Annotated in this window: 14 protein-coding genes; 11 read left to right on the top strand and 3 right to left on the bottom strand. The window is 40.2% G+C overall.

Annotated features, from left to right (window positions below; genetic code table 11):
• Nucleotides 1-45: 45 nt before the first annotated feature.
• The gene (locus AC27EF_RS04150; RefSeq protein WP_487109077.1) at nt 46-759 is read right to left on the bottom strand and encodes a hypothetical protein; all 714 of its coding nucleotides are present in this window, start codon (nt 757-759) and stop codon (nt 46-48) included.
• A gap of 132 nt (nt 760-891) precedes the next feature.
• Here AC27EF_RS04150 and AC27EF_RS04145 point away from each other — a divergent pair, with 132 nt between their 5' ends.
• Nucleotides 892-1,053, top strand: coding sequence for a type II toxin-antitoxin system antitoxin (locus tag AC27EF_RS04145; RefSeq protein WP_009263236.1), 162 nt, complete (start codon nt 892-894; stop codon nt 1,051-1,053).
• Nucleotides 1,054-1,112: 59 nt separating this feature from the next.
• Here AC27EF_RS04145 and AC27EF_RS04140 read toward each other — a convergent pair whose 3' ends face one another.
• Nucleotides 1,113-1,544 carry an ImmA/IrrE family metallo-endopeptidase gene (locus tag AC27EF_RS04140; RefSeq protein WP_268999734.1) on the bottom strand — a complete coding sequence of 144 codons (432 nt, stop codon included), beginning with the start codon at nt 1,542-1,544 and terminating at the stop codon, nt 1,113-1,115.
• A 177-nt stretch (nt 1,545-1,721) separates the two neighbouring features.
• On the bottom strand, nt 1,722-2,132 hold the full coding sequence (locus tag AC27EF_RS04135) for a helix-turn-helix domain-containing protein (protein ID WP_487109076.1): 411 nt from the start codon (nt 2,130-2,132) through the stop codon (nt 1,722-1,724).
• 305 nt (nt 2,133-2,437) lie between these two features.
• Between AC27EF_RS04135 and AC27EF_RS04130 the strand changes: the two genes are divergently transcribed.
• From AC27EF_RS04130 to AC27EF_RS04085, 10 genes are all read left to right on the top strand, one after another.
• Nucleotides 2,438-3,709: a Y-family DNA polymerase gene (locus AC27EF_RS04130; protein ID WP_487109074.1), complete on the top strand. Its 1,272-nt coding sequence runs from the start codon at nt 2,438-2,440 to the stop codon at nt 3,707-3,709.
• 11 nt (nt 3,710-3,720) lie between these two features.
• Nucleotides 3,721-4,137 (top strand): hypothetical protein, encoded by a 417-nt coding sequence (locus tag AC27EF_RS04125; RefSeq protein ID WP_487109073.1) that lies wholly within the window; start codon nt 3,721-3,723, stop codon nt 4,135-4,137.
• A 909-nt stretch (nt 4,138-5,046) separates the two neighbouring features.
• The gene (locus tag AC27EF_RS04120; protein ID WP_487109071.1) at nt 5,047-5,667 is read left to right on the top strand and encodes a sigma-70 family RNA polymerase sigma factor; all 621 of its coding nucleotides are present in this window, start codon (nt 5,047-5,049) and stop codon (nt 5,665-5,667) included.
• Between the two features lie 470 nt (nt 5,668-6,137).
• Complete coding sequence (locus tag AC27EF_RS04115) at nt 6,138-11,366, top strand: SpaA isopeptide-forming pilin-related protein (protein ID WP_487109069.1); 5,229 nt, start codon at nt 6,138-6,140, stop codon at nt 11,364-11,366.
• A 69-nt stretch (nt 11,367-11,435) separates the two neighbouring features.
• Nucleotides 11,436-11,627, top strand: a complete 192-nt coding sequence (locus AC27EF_RS04110) for a hypothetical protein (RefSeq protein ID WP_487109068.1) — start codon at nt 11,436-11,438, stop codon at nt 11,625-11,627.
• The gene (locus AC27EF_RS04105) at nt 11,628-12,191 is read left to right on the top strand and encodes a PcfB family protein (RefSeq protein WP_117826105.1); all 564 of its coding nucleotides are present in this window, start codon (nt 11,628-11,630) and stop codon (nt 12,189-12,191) included.
• On the top strand, nt 12,188-14,002 hold the full coding sequence (locus AC27EF_RS04100) for a VirD4-like conjugal transfer protein, CD1115 family (RefSeq protein WP_487109065.1): 1,815 nt from the start codon (nt 12,188-12,190) through the stop codon (nt 14,000-14,002). Before AC27EF_RS04105 ends, AC27EF_RS04100 begins: the two co-directional genes overlap by 4 nt.
• A gap of 103 nt (nt 14,003-14,105) precedes the next feature.
• Complete coding sequence (locus AC27EF_RS04095; RefSeq protein ID WP_487109064.1) at nt 14,106-14,558, top strand: helix-turn-helix transcriptional regulator; 453 nt, start codon at nt 14,106-14,108, stop codon at nt 14,556-14,558.
• Between the two features lie 244 nt (nt 14,559-14,802).
• Nucleotides 14,803-15,018: a Maff2 family mobile element protein gene (locus AC27EF_RS04090; protein WP_009268903.1), complete on the top strand. Its 216-nt coding sequence runs from the start codon at nt 14,803-14,805 to the stop codon at nt 15,016-15,018.
• 19 nt (nt 15,019-15,037) lie between these two features.
• A complete protein-coding gene (locus tag AC27EF_RS04085; RefSeq protein ID WP_054705757.1) occupies nt 15,038-15,910 on the top strand; it encodes a VirB6/TrbL-like conjugal transfer protein, CD1112 family in 873 nt (290 codons plus the stop codon).
• The last annotated feature ends 21 nt before the right edge of the window (nt 15,911-15,931 follow it).

Here is a 15,931-nt window from a genome sequence, read left to right as displayed (position 1 = left end):
ACACTCCACAACTTCAAATTTGTCGTTTTTTTCAGTATATCATAATTATAATCTTTCCGGTAGATAAAAGGCTTTTGTTTCTACGGAATTGTCTTCAAACTCCATTTCCACATAATAATCCCGGATGAAAATTGATCGGTAATAATCTTGTAAGGAATAGATATCAAGAGTTTTAAAATCGACCAAACACAGCAGGATTGGTTCTTTCTTTTCATTTTTATATTTCCAATATTCTAAGGAAGCAGCAACTTTATCAAGGCAACTTTGGCAGAGATGATCCGTTAGATTTCTTTTGTTCAATTTATAGTTTTCCGGTAACGTGATATCTATTTCAGCCATTCCTCTGGAAACATCTCCATGAGAGGAATAGGTGATTTTGCCTGTGTTTCCAAAAAGTATATTTGAACCGGTTTTATTTGGTATTTCATTTCCGTTTTCATCATATGCTTTCAGTTGGAAATCTAAGACATACCAGTCAGTGAGGGAAATCAGTCCAACCGTATCAAATTTTCGATAATAGTCCATCATACTATAATCAGAACTTCCACATAAATAGCATGTAGAGATATCTTTCAGATTTGATTGCAGATCGTCAAAGGTTATTTCTGTCCGTTCTTTTGGGGCATCTGCTTTCAGGGAATGTGTTAGAAAAATGCGGTGATGTATAGCATAACCGATGAGAAAGGATATAGCTAATAGGATGGTGCACCAGAATAAATCTTTCCTGATATGATAATATTTTTTTCTTTTTTCATGCATGATCGAATTCCTCCGTGGAAAAATATAGTGTACTTAAAATAAGTCCATTTAAAACATTCTACCACTATTTGTACTTAAAATGAACTTGAAATATGAACTTAATATGTACTTATGGAGATGGAGAGAATAATCATGGAGAAAGAGAAGCATTTAGGATTACGGATTGATGCTGAAACGCATAAAAAACTGAAAAGTCTGGCAGAATTTGAAGGGCGTTCGATCAATGGAGAAGTGTTATATTTAATACGTCAGGCAATCATGGAATTTGAAAATAAGCATGGAGAACTGAAATAAAAGAATCTTCAAATATGGATACAAGAAAAGCCCGTTCAGTTGTATGGAACGGGCAAATTTTATTTGGCCAGAAAGTTGCTCTGTATTTCCAGCGGCATATTGTAGTTCTGACCGCGTTTGATCAGACTATATAACTTGAAGCTCATGAGTTCTGGACTGGAGTTTAAGCAGCTACAGAGCCCGAAATAGTTCAGATCTTCGTTCTTTGACAGGTCTGCGATTTCTTTATCATCCAGGATAAGATCTGCAGCAAAAAGGTTCGCTTCGTATTCCGTATTATCCCTCATGTTATATAAGACATCATCTTTCATCGGCGCCATTTTGAGCTGAGAGCGATGCAGAATGATGTGACCGAGTTCGTGGGCGGCAACGATCTTTTTCTCTTCCTCAGATAGAAAACTGCTTACCATAACATAAATGGTCTGGCAGCTCATGAAACAGTATCCTTTTAATTTTTCGTAGCGGTCTGTTTCTCCAACGATCACATTCATTTCCTCCAGTATTTCAAAAGGATCCCTGGTCTTGAACTTTTTTACAAGTTTTTCTACTTTGTTGTAAATATATGAATTCCCCAAATATATCACCTCGTGTATGAATCAAACAGAAGCGGGTAATGTTACTTCTGACAATAAAACTATATCCTATAGGCTGTCCAATAATCACCCCATCTATTTGGCATCTAAATATTTCTTTGGTGTAAATTTCTTTGCACGTCTCTTGGAATCCAGATATAAAGACTGGATCTCATCCATAAAGGCTGTTTTGTCTTCATCAGAAAGTTCCCCGCCGGCGAACATTGCAGCGGCCTGTTCTAAGATCTGCTGAGCCTGTTTTGCTCCACGGTTTCCAAATCGTTCAGATGCTTCTGTGATAAAAGCCTCTTCTTCTGTCATGAGATAGGAGATATCGCAGCTTAAAATGTCTGCAAGTTTCTGGTAAAGGTCATGTTTCTTTGGATAACGGCCTTCAATTTCCCATCCCCGAACAGTCCGAAGGGAGACACCGACAGCATCGGCTAATTGGGTTTGGTTGAGTCCTTTGTTCTTTCTTAAATTTTTCACTTTTTCACCGAATGTCATAAAAATACCTACTTTCTAATTGGCGTTTCAGGATCTTTATGTATGATGCTGAAACGGGATGGGAAATAAATTTCCCACAATCAACAAGTTGCCTCTTGACAAGAGGCGAATGATTGCCTATAATGTGAATCACAACAGAACGGCAATTACTTGCCTATAATATAAATGATATTTCCTTTCTTGTCAATGGATTTACTGAAAATTGCCTGTTTTGACACGATTTCTATCGTGTGAAAACGAGTTGGGATGAGATCGGATTGCTTATGGGAAAGAGAAAGATAGGCAACTTATGGGAGGTGATTGATTTGAAACAGAAGGAAACATTCCTCTGTATTGATCTGAAATCTTTTTATGCTTCTGTTGAGTGTGTGGAAAGAGGACTGGATCCGTTTACTACCAATCTGGTTGTTGCAGATCCGGACCGATCGGTATCCACCATTTGCCTTGCTATCACGCCGGCTATGAAAAAGCTGGGGATCCGTAACCGTTGCAGGATCCATGAGATACCGGATCATATCGAATATATTGTGGCAAAACCGAGGATGCAGCTCTATATGGAGTATTCGGCAAGGATCTATGGGATTTATTTAAACTATGTGGCAAAAGAAGATATCCATGTTTACAGTGTGGATGAGTGCTTTATGGATGTCACAAGATACCTTCCCCTGTATCACCTTACTGCGAAAGAAATGGCACAAAAACTGATGGATGCGGTCATGGAAGAAACCGGAATTACAGCAACAGCAGGAATCGGAACTAATCTGTATCTTGCAAAGATCGCAATGGATATTGTGGCAAAACATATAGAGGATCATATCGGAATGCTGGATGAGATCTCTTACCGGGAACAGTTATGGGGACATAAACCATTGAGTGATTTCTGGCGCATTGGTTCCAGAACAGAGAGAAAATTAGCCGGATATGGAATCCAAACGATGGGGGATATCGCACTTACCTCTATCCAGTCGGAAGACTGGCTGTATAAAATGTTTGGGATCGATGCAGAACTATTGATCGATCATGCCTGGGGCTGTGAGTCCTGTAAAATGAGTGATATCAAAAATTATCATACAGAAGAGCATAGTCTTTCCAATGGACAGGTATTGATGAGAAATTACACATTTGAAGAAGCTGCTGTTGTTGTAAGAGAAATGACAGATGTACTGGTTTTGGATCTGGTGGAAAAGGGACTGGTAACGAATTCTGTAACCTTATGGATCGCTTACGATCATCGTTTTGAGAGGGAGTCATCGAAAGGAACCGCAAGGTTTCCGGATCGTACCAATCGTTCCAAGGAAATAATCGATACAGTAGAAGCGCTTTATCGAAAGATCGCAGATCCACATACCGGGATCAGACGGATAGAGATCATTGCAAATAAGATAACACCGGAAGGCTATCAGCAATATACTCTTTTCCAGGATTCCATAAAAGCAGAAAAGGAAAGACATCTGCAGGAAGCAGTATTACAGGTGAAAAAGCGTTATGGAAAAAATGCGATCATGCGGGGATCCAATCTGTTGGAATGTTCTACCTATCGGGAAAGAAATAATCAGGTTGGGGGACATCGTGCGTAGGAGGTGAAAGTATGCTGGCAAAGGCTTATCAGAAATATTTATATATTCCGAGACCGGTTTCCAAAAGATATCCTATGGATGTGCAGCACAGGGCGAAGCAATTTGCCCCTTTTGCAGCACTTCGGGGATTTGAAGAGATCATACGGAAACAGGAAATACTTTATGAACAAAGGAAGATGTTATCCGAAGAACAAAAATGTGGATTGGATAGGAAGCTACAGATGGTTTCTGTTGGAATGAAGATACAGGCAACCTATTTTAAAGAAAGCCGGGAAATGAAACCGGCAGGCCAGTATCATACGATTTGCGGAACCGTTGAATTTTTTGATCCATCGATTCATTTACGGATTGATGATACGATCATTTTGATCCAGGATCTTTGTGAGTTATCCGGAGATATATTTGAAGAATTGGAATTACCTTGTTAAATACAATCGGCAGAAATTTTTAGTATCCTGGGTGAGTGGGAATCCGGAGAGAATAAGGATGGATGCACCAGATCAACAAAGCAGGTCTGGGATTTGATGATCATGCTGTTCGTGCAGCTTTGGCACTTACGGAATGGACAACATGATGCTCATAAGGCGGATTTGATTTCCCTTTGATCCGTTGAGTAATAAAATGGACTTTTTTATTATTGCTTAAAGGAGGAAGCCTATGGGATCAGATGCTATCAGATGGCATGTACATTGCTCTGTATGCGGAGCATTTATTGAAAAAAGCGCACATTGCGATTCAGAAGTAGAATGTAAGAAATGTAGAAGCACTTTGGAGATTTTAGTAAAAGATGATATTGTTTCAGTACGGCCTTTGCACATCAAAGACGAAAAACTGAAAGAAAGAATGCGGGTATATTCTCAAAAAGTGATGAATTCCCGAAAGGAAACTAAATAAAATGAGCTATTAGGATAAGCGGTGGATTTGGCTGGAACCATTAAGGCTGTACCTGATAGCAAGAGTTTGTCAAGGAGCTGAACCTGACTGGAATCATGAAGAGCCCGGCAAAACATTTGCAGATACAATGCAGGATGATATTTCATTCTGTGTCTGTGGAAGCATTTGTTTTGCCGGCTTTTTTGTTTTCTCAAAAATTTAAAAAAAAGTTGAGTTTTTAACCTGTAAAACAGGGCTTTTTCCTTTCTATATATAGAGGGCAAAGTTTCGTGTGCAAAAATCAGAGATCATACGGGATTTTGTATGATATAGCCGAAGGAGGTAATTACATAGGAGCTGCGGGCTCCCGTTCAAAAAAAACGGGTGAGTTCGTGGCTAATTGTGATGAGATTTTTATAGAGTTCATGGATCACCCGTAGCCGTAAGGCAGAAAGGTGGTTCATATGTTGACATTAAAAGAATTAAAGAAAGTAGTAAAAGTGGCAGGTATGACAAAGAGAGTCCCTTCTGAAAAGGCGTTAGAAACAGAAGAGATTGTAGTAAAGGAAATTCTGAGTGGGGAATGTGATATTACCGTTTACGCAAATGGGTATGTGTTATACAGGGAAAACGGAAAGAAAACCATCTTTCCACTCCATTCCTGTAAAGATTATCAATACATGGATGTGAAGGAAGATCGAAGCATTATGAACGAAGAATTTTTTGACAACGAAAACTGGTACATTCGTTTGTTAATGGAAGCAACGGATCGTATGGAAATAAATCAGACTAAGGTGGCATCAAACCATAGACTCGTTTCGTATAGCGATTATGCGGATGACAGGATCTTACTGCTAGATCCAGCTTCAGATTTTCTCGACCAGTATATTGAAAAGGAGATGGTCCGCGATTTCTTAGGTTGTCTGACTGCCAGACAGAAAGAAATCATCCAGTTATTTTACTTTGAAGAAATGAATCAAGAGAAGATTGCGGACTATCTTGGGATCAGACAGCAGAGTGTTTGTGAAATGATGCAAAGAGCACTTTCTGTCATGAAAAAACATGCAGATGCAGAAGAAAATTAAAAAAAATCAAAAAAATTTAAAAAGCACCCTGTAAAACAGGCCATTTTCCTTTCGTTATATGAAGACGTTTGTAAGAAACACTTCATGTACCTTGAAAAGAGAATAGCCTGCCCGGAGTGATACCTGCCTTGAATGTGCATTGTGCGTGTCCTGACAGAGAAAACGTTTTGGAGATATGGACTCTAAAACAGGAACGGATCCGGGGAAGAGAACAGGAAAACGCTTAAATCTTAAATAAAAAATAATTGTCTGAATCAAAATGAGGATGACAGTAGAAATCATATGGCGGTGTTTGTTTGAAAAGGCAGATACCGCCATATATTTGTGCTGTTATCTCGGCAAAAGTGCTGACTGTCCCAAATAGCACAAGACCAGGAAAGGAGGGGATTATTTTCAGGAAAGAATGATGGAAAACGATGAACAAGTATAACGGATAAATAAGATTCAGAAGAAAGGAAGGATTTAAGAACATGAAAGTGAAACAAAAAGCAAAGCGGGTTGTATCCGGATTGCTGACAGCGGTCACTCTTTTATCTACGGTGTTATCACCAATCAGCAGTTATGCTGCGGAGCTTCCCAAAGAAAGAAAACTGCCTCTTTTGGAAGAGGTACAAAGCCAGTTAGATGAAGATGAGATTGTTCTGGCAAAGGATCATCAGGTGGAAGTGGGAACAAATTTTGATGTAAAAACAGATTTTACAGGGTTAGAGATCAAGGATGCGGCAAAAGTAAAGATTACTTTTGAAGAAGCAAAGAATGAGCAGGGAGAGGATTTTACAACATCCCATGCAGATACCTATAAAACTGTTTATCAGGTAGAAACGGTCAATCAGGAACATCCGAATTATCAGATCAGCAGAAATGTGGTCGTAAAGGAAATAGAAAAAGAGAGTGAAAGTCCTTCAGCAGATGCAGAGCAATCCGAAACAAAAGAGACGGAAGAAGATGAGGAGGATTCAGAGAAGCCGTCAGAAATCCCAACAGAGACACCGGATGTATCAGAAGGAAATGCTGCTTTTGATGCTTTGGTAGAACAGATGACAGAACAGGATACCTTTGATGAAGGATCGGGATTAGCATTACATGATGTAATGGAACAGGCTGCAAATCAGGGAGTGGATTTTGAGGCTATGGAAACCGGAGAAGTTGCGACTTTTTCAGCAATAGCAGCCAGAGATGCAAGTGTAGGATCTCAGCAGGTAACTATTGAAAAAGGTCCAATATATCGATATGCAGACTATGGGCTTGGAACATATCTTACAGAGCCGTATTATATTTCTTATGGAAGTGTAAGAGCAACGGCTTATTGTATCCAGCCGGCAAAGCCAGGTCCGGGTTCCGGTACCTATACCATCACAAAGCTGGCTGATAATCAGGCTCTTGCAAAGGTCTGTTATTACGGTACCGATGCGGCAGGTGAAGAAAGTTATTTTGCGAACAAGCACAGTGATTTTTCAGCAGGAAAGAGATTTATCCTTGTCCATATGGCGGCTGCTTATGCTTATGGCAGTAGTGATGCGTTCTATGGAACCAATGCAACAGGACAGGAACTAGCAATGGATATTTACAATTATTGTGTAAAGAAGCCTGAGATACCGGATGTGTCCATGTCATTTTCCGATGCCAATGTAAAGGCTTATGTAGAAGGAAATACACAGCGTACAAAGGAAATCACATTCCATGCGGCAGGACAGCAGAGTGTGACGATCAGCCTTCCATCCGGAGTGCGTTTTCACAACGTGAGTACAGGAAGTACAAGTACACCGGGAGCAAAGGTAACGGTCAAGGGAGGTACAAAGTTTTATCTTTCTGCACCTCTGACACAGGCAGAAGATACCGCAGAAGTATTTGCTACAACCATGGCAGGTGGATTAAAGAAAGATTATTCTGCGTATAAACTGACAACGAATTCCAGTACTCAAGATCTTGCCTTTCTTTTCGGGGAAGGTGTGGAAACAACAAATAAAGTAAGTCTGAATGTTACATGGACAAAACAGGCGGAAATTGCGATTGTAAAAAATGATAAAGACACCGGAAACCATCTGGCAGGAGCAATCTATGGTGTTTACCGTGATAAGGAATGCTCAGATTTAATCACACAGATGCCAGCAACAGACAGCAAAGGTGCTTCTAAAGTAACAGTCGAAAAAACACAGGATGTTGTGTATGTAAAAGAGATCCAGCCACCGGCAAATTATCAGGCAGATCCAACTGTTTATACGGTAGATGTCAATATCGGTAAAACAAGTACAAAGAATGTTCGGAATGAACGTACTTATGCAAAGATCCATCTGATCAAAGAAGATGCAGAAACAGGAGCAAATCCACAAGGAGATGCGACTTTAGAAGGTGCGGTGTATGGCCTCTATGCGAGAGAAAACATTGTACATCCAGATGGAACAACAGGAATTGTACATAAAGCCGGTGATCTTGTATCTACCTTAAAAGTAGATCAGAAGGGAGATGCTGTGGTAAAAGACCTGTATCTTGGAAAATATTTTGTAAGAGAGATCCAGGCGCCGGAAGGATATCTGTTAGACGAGACAGAGCATGATGTGGAATGTTCTTATGAAGGTGGCACAGTTCCAACGATAGAACGTACTGTGAAATCAACAGAACTTGTTATGAAACAGCCGTTCCAGATCATAAAAGCTGCGAACAATGGACAAACGGATGCAGATCTGTTAAAAGGGGCAGGTTTCAGCGCTTACTTAAAGAGCAGTCTGGAGAAAAAAGAAGATGGAAGTTATGATTTCTCCCATGCAGAGCCAGTCATCCTTACAGCAGATGGTAAAACGGAAATGTTCACAGATGAGAAAGGGTATGCGTGCAGTATTCCACTTCCATATGGAACGTATATTGTACGAGAAACAACCACGCCTCATAATTATAAACCGGTAGAGGATTTTGAGATTACCATCCGTGAAAACAATCCAAACAAACCACAGGTTTGGAAGGTACTGTTGGACAAAGAATTTTCCGCAAAGTTAAAGATCATCAAAAAAGATGATGAAACAAAGAAACCGGTATTAGTAGCCGGCACAGAATTCAAAATTTATGATCTGGATCATAAGAAATATGTGGAACAGGTAACAACCTATCCTACGGTCACAGTCCATAAATCTTTCTTTACGGACAGCCAGGGATACCTGATCTTGCCAAAAAACTTAGAGATCGGACACTATCGTATTGAAGAAGTGACAGCGCCGGAAGGATATGTTGTGAACAAAAACTATGTAGAGATCACCGTGGATTCGGATACTGCCTATGAAGTAGATGGAGTAAGTGGAGATGTGATCATTGAAGTTTCCTATGAAGATCAGCCGGTAAAGGGAAATCTTGTTGTGTATAAGAAAGGTGAGATGCTTTCCGGTTTTGAGAACGACTTTATCTATAAAGAACAGTACCTTTCCGGGGCGGAATTTGAAGTGCGTGCTGCAGAGGATATCTGCACTCCGGATCATCAGAAAGATGCAGATGGAAACCGTATCGTACTTTATGCAAAGGATACGCTTGTGGCAATGATCACAACGGGAGAGAGTGGAAAAGCTGTAGCAAAGGATCTGCCGCTTGGAAGATACTATGTAGTGGAAACAAAGGCGCCGGAAGGATTTGTATTAAATCCGGAGCCGGTAAAGGTTGCATTAACTTATCAGGATCAGGATACACCGATCGTGGAAGCAGAAGCAATCGTAGGAAATGACAGACAGAAAGTCTCTATTTCCGTAGAAAAACAGGATGCAGAAAATGGACAGGTATTATCCGGGGCTGTATTTGGCATCTATAACAAGAAAGATATCCAGGCAAATGGAAAAGTTCTTGTGAAAGCAGATACCTTATTACAGGAAATGACATCCGATGAGAACGGTATGGCAACATGCACCCTGGATCTTCCATTTGGAGAATACTATGTAAAAGAATTAAAAGCGCCGGAAGGTTTTGTTTCTTCGGATGAGGTGTTGGAATTTGTTGCAGAGTATCAGGGACAGGAGACAAAGATTGTTTCCTTACAGGCCGTAAAGAAGAATGAACCGACTACAGCAGAGTTCACAAAGTCTGATCTGACCACAGGCGTAGAGCTGGAGGGCGCAAGCCTGAAAGTGATTGATAAAGATGGAACAGTAATTGATGAATGGACTTCCGTAAAAGGGAAGCCACATGTGATCAAACGTCTTGCAGTAGGGGAAACTTATATTCTTCATGAAGAATTTGCTCCATACGGTTATCTGAAAGCAACGGATGTGACATTTACGCTCAAAGATACTGCCGAAGTACAGAAAGTGGAAATGAAGGATGAGGTTCCAAAAGGGCTTCTGATCATCAACAAAAAGGGAGTATTTTTAGAGAAGATCACTCTTCTGGATAATGTGAAAGGAACGGTAGAACATTTCTTTGAATATATCACAGGAAACTTAAGTGAAGTCACCTTTGAAGTCTATGCTGCAGAAGATATCAAGGCTGCGGATGGCGTAAGTGCAGATCATTATAAGAAAGATGAGCTGGTAGGCACGATCACAACCGACGAGAAGGGGATCGCAAAAATGGAAGACCTTCCGGTAGGAAAATATTATGTGAAGGAAGTGAAAACGGCACATGGTTTTGTACTGGATGGAGAGCCTAGATTTGTGGATTTGACCTATCGAGATCAGGATACACCGGTGGTTACTTTTGATGAAGAATGGCAGAACAACCGCCAGAAGATAAAAGTAACAGTCCTTAAAAAAGAAAAGGATACAGAACGTATGCTGGAAGGTGCGATCTTCGGGTTATTTACAAAAGAAGATATCAAAGGCAGAGATGGAAAAGTCCTGATGGAAGCCGGAACGCTGATCGAGCAGAAAACAACGGATGAAAATGGACAGATCCTTTTCAAAGCAGATCTTCCAGTGGATGGGAGTTATATCGTAAAAGAAATCTATGCACCGGATGGTTTTGTGACATCGAATGAAGAAAAGGAATTCACTTTTGAGTATGGAAAACCAGAAGAAGCTGAGGTTTCCTATGAGTTTGTTTTTGAAAATGAGCCGATAACGGTAGAACTTACGAAAACAGACCTTACCACAGGAAAAGAACTTCCGGGAGCTTATCTGAAGGTAACAGATGAAGACGGAAATGTAATCGATGAGTGGGTATCTACAGAGAAAGCCCATGTGATCAAGGAGCTGACAGTTGGAAAATCCTATACGATGACTGAGACAAAACCGGCAGATGGATATGTAACTGCCGAGAGCATTACCTTTACAGTAGAAAATACTGCAGAAATCCAGAAACAGGAGATGAAAGATGATGTGACAAAAGTGTTGATCTCGAAACAGGATATCGCAGGAAAAGAACTTCCAGGTGCAAAACTTACGATCTTAGATGAAGATGGAAAAGTGGTAGAAAGCTGGACATCTACAGAAGAGGCACATTATATAGAGAGGCTTCCGATTGGAAAGTACACGCTCAGGGAAGAAACGGCACCGGAAGGTTATCTGGTTGCAAAGGATGTGGAATTTGAAGTAAAAGATACCGCCGAAGTGCAGAAGGTTGTTATGGTTGATGAGGAAAAACCAAAAGAAAGCACTCCGGAAGGTGGAAAACCTTCTAAAGATGCACCGAAGACTGGGGATAACACCAACTTGCTGTTATGGCTGATCGTGCTTGGAATGAGCTTTAGTGGAGTGGTAGTCCTTGGAAGAAAAATAAAGAAGAAATAATGTAAGAGAAAGCGTTCATGGAAACCGGAGGGAATCTGTGAACGCTTTTTTGTTAGGAGGAACATGAGGATGGACAGGAGAAGAGATAAGAATCTGATCATAGAACCAAATGCAGCAATGCCGGGGAGAAAATACAGTGAAGAAAAGCCCTGGTCCTGTAAATATTGCTATTGGTGGGGAGGGAGAAAAAAGGGCTGCATTGAGAAGCAGTGCTATTATTTGCTTCCCCAAAAGGATCAAAGGAAGAAAGGAAGTGGTTAATTGCAGGATGAAGTGAATGAAAAAATCATAGCTTTGTGTGTCCAGACAACCCGGATGAGTACCGGCGTGCTAAAGGCATCTATGAGAAAATTTCTGGATGGAATGAGCAGACAGAAACAGAAGCGGGTACAGGTGAAACAGGCTGTCAAAACGGGAAAAGCACAGGAAAAGGGCAGAGAAAAAGAAAGAAAACGACAGGAGATGAAAAAGCCTCATGGAAAGCAGACGATAAAACAACTGATCGCACAGGGAGCACAGCTTACAAATATTCAGATTACGGATCAAAATATCAAGTCTTTTGACCGGGTAGCCCGGAAATACGGGATTGATTATAGTCTGAAAAAGGATTCTCATGTGGAACCGCCGTTGTATCTGGTATTTTTCAAATCGAAAGATGTAGATGTAATGACGGCTGCATTTAAAGAATATGCAGGCATAGAGCTGGATCAGTCTAAAAAGAAAAAGCCTTCTGTCCGAAAGAAACTGCAGAAGACACAGGAGAGGAAAGCAAAACATCGTCAGAGAGTCAAGACGAAGCAGAAAGTCAGAGGGCAGGAACGATGATCCGGGAAAAGATGCAGAATATCCCGATGAAGAGAGTGGTGATATTAAGTATTCCGTATCTGATCATCTTCTATCTTGCAGATAAAAGCTTTTGGCTATACCGTCATTGCATTGGTGACAGTATGATTGAAAAAATCGGTGTGATGCTGATGAATTTCCAACTGGCATTTACCAACTGGCTGCCAAGCTTCCATATGCAGGATCTGTTAGGAGGAGTGGTGACCGCGCTTATCTTTCGGTTGATCTTGTATTATAAAGCGAAGAATGCGAAGAAGTTCCGGCATGGAGAAGAGTATGGATCGGCCAGATGGGGAAACCGGAAGGATATCGAGCCATTTGAAGATCCAGTGTTTGAAAATAACATTATTCTGACCGAAACAGAACGGCTTACGATGAACAGCAGGCCAAAGGCTCCCAAATATGCCAGAAACAAGAATGTGATCGTGATCGGGGGCTCAGGATCCGGTAAAACCAGATTTTACGTCAAACCCAATCTGATGCAGATGACAGATCGCGTATCCTATGTGGTGACAGATCCAAAGGGAACAATTATTGTAGAATGTGGAAAGATGCTGGTAAATGGCGGCTATCGGATCAAGGTGCTGAATACGATCAATTTTAAAAAGTCCATGCACTATAATCCATTTCATTACATTCGTAGTGAAAAAGATATCTTAAAACTGGTGAATACCATCATAGCAAATACGAAGGGGGAAGGAGAAAAATCTACGGAGGATTTCTGGATTAAAGCGGAACGTCTTCTGTATTCTGCCCTGATCGGTTATATCTGGTATGAAGCGCCGGAAGAGGAACAGAACTTTTCTACGCTTTTGGAATTTATCAATGCCAGTGAAACGAGAGAAGATGATGAAGAATTTAAGAATGCGGTAGATGAACTGTTTGAAGAATTGGAAGCAGAGAATCCGGAACACTTTGCAGTCAGACAATACCGAAAATATAAGCTGGCTGCAGGAAAAACAGCGAAGTCGATCCTTATTTCCTGCGGTGCCAGACTTGCTCCATTTGATATCCAGGAACTTCGGGAGATCATGTCCTATGATGAGATGGAGCTGGATATGATCGGGGATCAGAAGACAGCAATGTTTGTCATTATCAGTGATACTGATGATACTTTCAACTTTGTGGTGGCGATCATGTACACACAGCTTTTTAATCTGCTCTGTGATAAAGCAGATGATGAGCATGGTGGAAGACTTCCGTACCATGTGCGATTACTGCTGGATGAGTTCAGTAATATCGGTCAGATTCCCAAATTTGATAAACTGATCGCAACGATCCGAAGCCGTGAGATCTCCGCCTCTATTATCTTACAGTCGCAAAGCCAGTTAAAAACCATTTATAAGGATGCTGCGGAAACCATCACGGGGAATTGTGATACCGTATTATTTCTTGGGGGAAAGGAAAGCTCCACTTTAAAGGAAATTTCTGAAACGCTTGGGAAAGAGACGATTGATCTATATAATACTTCTGATACCAGAGGAACGAGTCAGTCTTATGGTTTAAATTACCAAAAGACAGGAAAAGAACTGATGAGCCGGGATGAGCTGGCTGTTATGGATGGAAATAAATGTATTCTTCAGTTGAGAGGTGTAAGACCATTTTTCAGCAATAAATACGATATCACAAAACATAAACGATACAAGGAATTGGCAGATGCGGATACAAGGAATGCGTTTGATGTGGAAAAATATCTGGAGCATAAGTTGACATTTTCAAAGGATACTGAGTTTGACACCTTTCGGATTGATGTGACAGAGGATGAAATAAGACAAGTGGAAATCAATAATTAAGAAAATTTATATGTTACCAAAGTGGAAACATAGGAAAACCATGCTGGTTCTTTCATTTTTAATGGTATCGTTATATGATATGAATGAAAGAGAGGTAAGAAGTATGGCATTAAATGATAACATTAAAAAATTTAGAGAAGAAAAAAAATATACACAGCAACAACTTGCCGATAAACTGTACGTATCACGACAAACTATTTGCCGATGGGAGAATGGTTCAAGATGTCCAGATCTAATTACAGCAAAAAAATTAGCAATGGAGCTTGGAGTCACATTGGATGAACTTATATCAGATGAAGATATCACTGATATTCAATCAAAATATGGGATATGGAAATTTGATAAGATAAAAGAAAGGGAAAAAATTCAGGTGATTCAAAAAAGAGTCTTGGATTTTATAGAGATTGTAGGAGGTATATTTTTAGCAATTTCTTTGTTATTAAGAGTTCAATTTGATATGAAAGTACCAGCATGGATTACGATAATATGTGCTTTAATAGTGACAGTAGCATTTATGTTTAATTTTATGTTGGCTAAAAAATTGGAAAGAAAGTAAAAAATCTTCAAGTATTTGTAAACAGAATAAAAAGCGTTAGAGCATGTAGATATCCGTCTATGTGCTCTTTTTTTGCGTTTTTTTAAGAAAAGGTCCTGATGATCAGGCAGAAAGGAGAAAAAAGTGAAGATAAAAATAAGATCACCTTGCAAATAAAACAGGTAAAAAAAGAGGTCTGAATAATAGGGAAAGGAGAGAGAAAACGCTGACAGACCATAGAAACAGCGTTTATTCAGAAAAGAATATGGGATTTTTCGGAAGTGCAATTACAATCTTACAGACATTAGTCGTAGCGATTGGTGCAGGTCTTGGTGTCTGGGGAGTCATCAACCTGATGGAAGGTTACGGAAATGATAATCCGGGTGCTAAATCACAGGGAATTAAGCAGCTTATGAGTGGCGGTGGTGTGATCCTGATTGGTACACAGTTGATTCCGCTTTTGAGTGGATTATTTGGTTAAAAGAAAGGAGTAGAGATCCATGTTCAATCAAATTTTTGATGCGATTGAGGAATGGATGAGGGAACTTCTAACAGGTATGATCAGTTCTAACCTGGACCGTATGTTTACGGATGTCAATCAGAAGACAAGTGAGATTGCGGGCCAGGTTGGACAGACGCCACAAGGATGGAATGGCAGTATCTTTAGCATGATCGAAGGACTGTCAAATTCAGTCATCATGCCGATTGCAGGTATCATTATAACATTTGTACTGTGTTATGAACTGATCTCCATGCTGACAGAGCGAAATAATATGCATGATATTGATACATGGATGTTCTTTAAGTATTTTGTAAAAATGTGGATCGCCGTTTATCTGGTAAGTAATACGTTTACCATTACGATGGCGGTCTTTGATGTAGGACAAAACGTCGTAAACTCGGCGGCAGGGCTGGTTTCCGGAGATACATCCATTGATATCAGCTCTGCGATCACAGATTTATCTACTACATTGGAAAGCATGGAGATCGGAGAACTTGTGATATTGGCATTGGAAACTTTGATCGTAAGTTTCTGTATGAAGATCATGTCTGTACTCATTACGGTTATCTTGTATGTCCGTATGATAGAAATTTACCTTTATACCTCAGTTGCACCGATCCCATTCGCAACGATGAGCAACAGAGAGTGGGGACAGATCGGAACGAATTATTTCAGAGGACTCTTTGCCCTGGCATTCCAGGCATTTCTGATGATGGTATGTGTTGCTATTTATGCAGTATTAGTGGCAGGCATCCAGTTTTCAGATAATCTGAGTTCCTCATTATTTGGTGTAATGGCATATACGGTGATCTTATGTTTCAGTCTGTTCAAGACAGGATCACTCAGTAAGTCAATCTTTAATGCACATTAATAAAGAAAGGAAGTGAAACAC

It is taken from the genome of Anaerostipes stercorihominis (genome assembly GCF_057535655.1).
The sequence above is the reverse complement of the archived record's forward strand: the minus strand, read 5'-3'. Positions and strand labels throughout refer to the sequence as shown.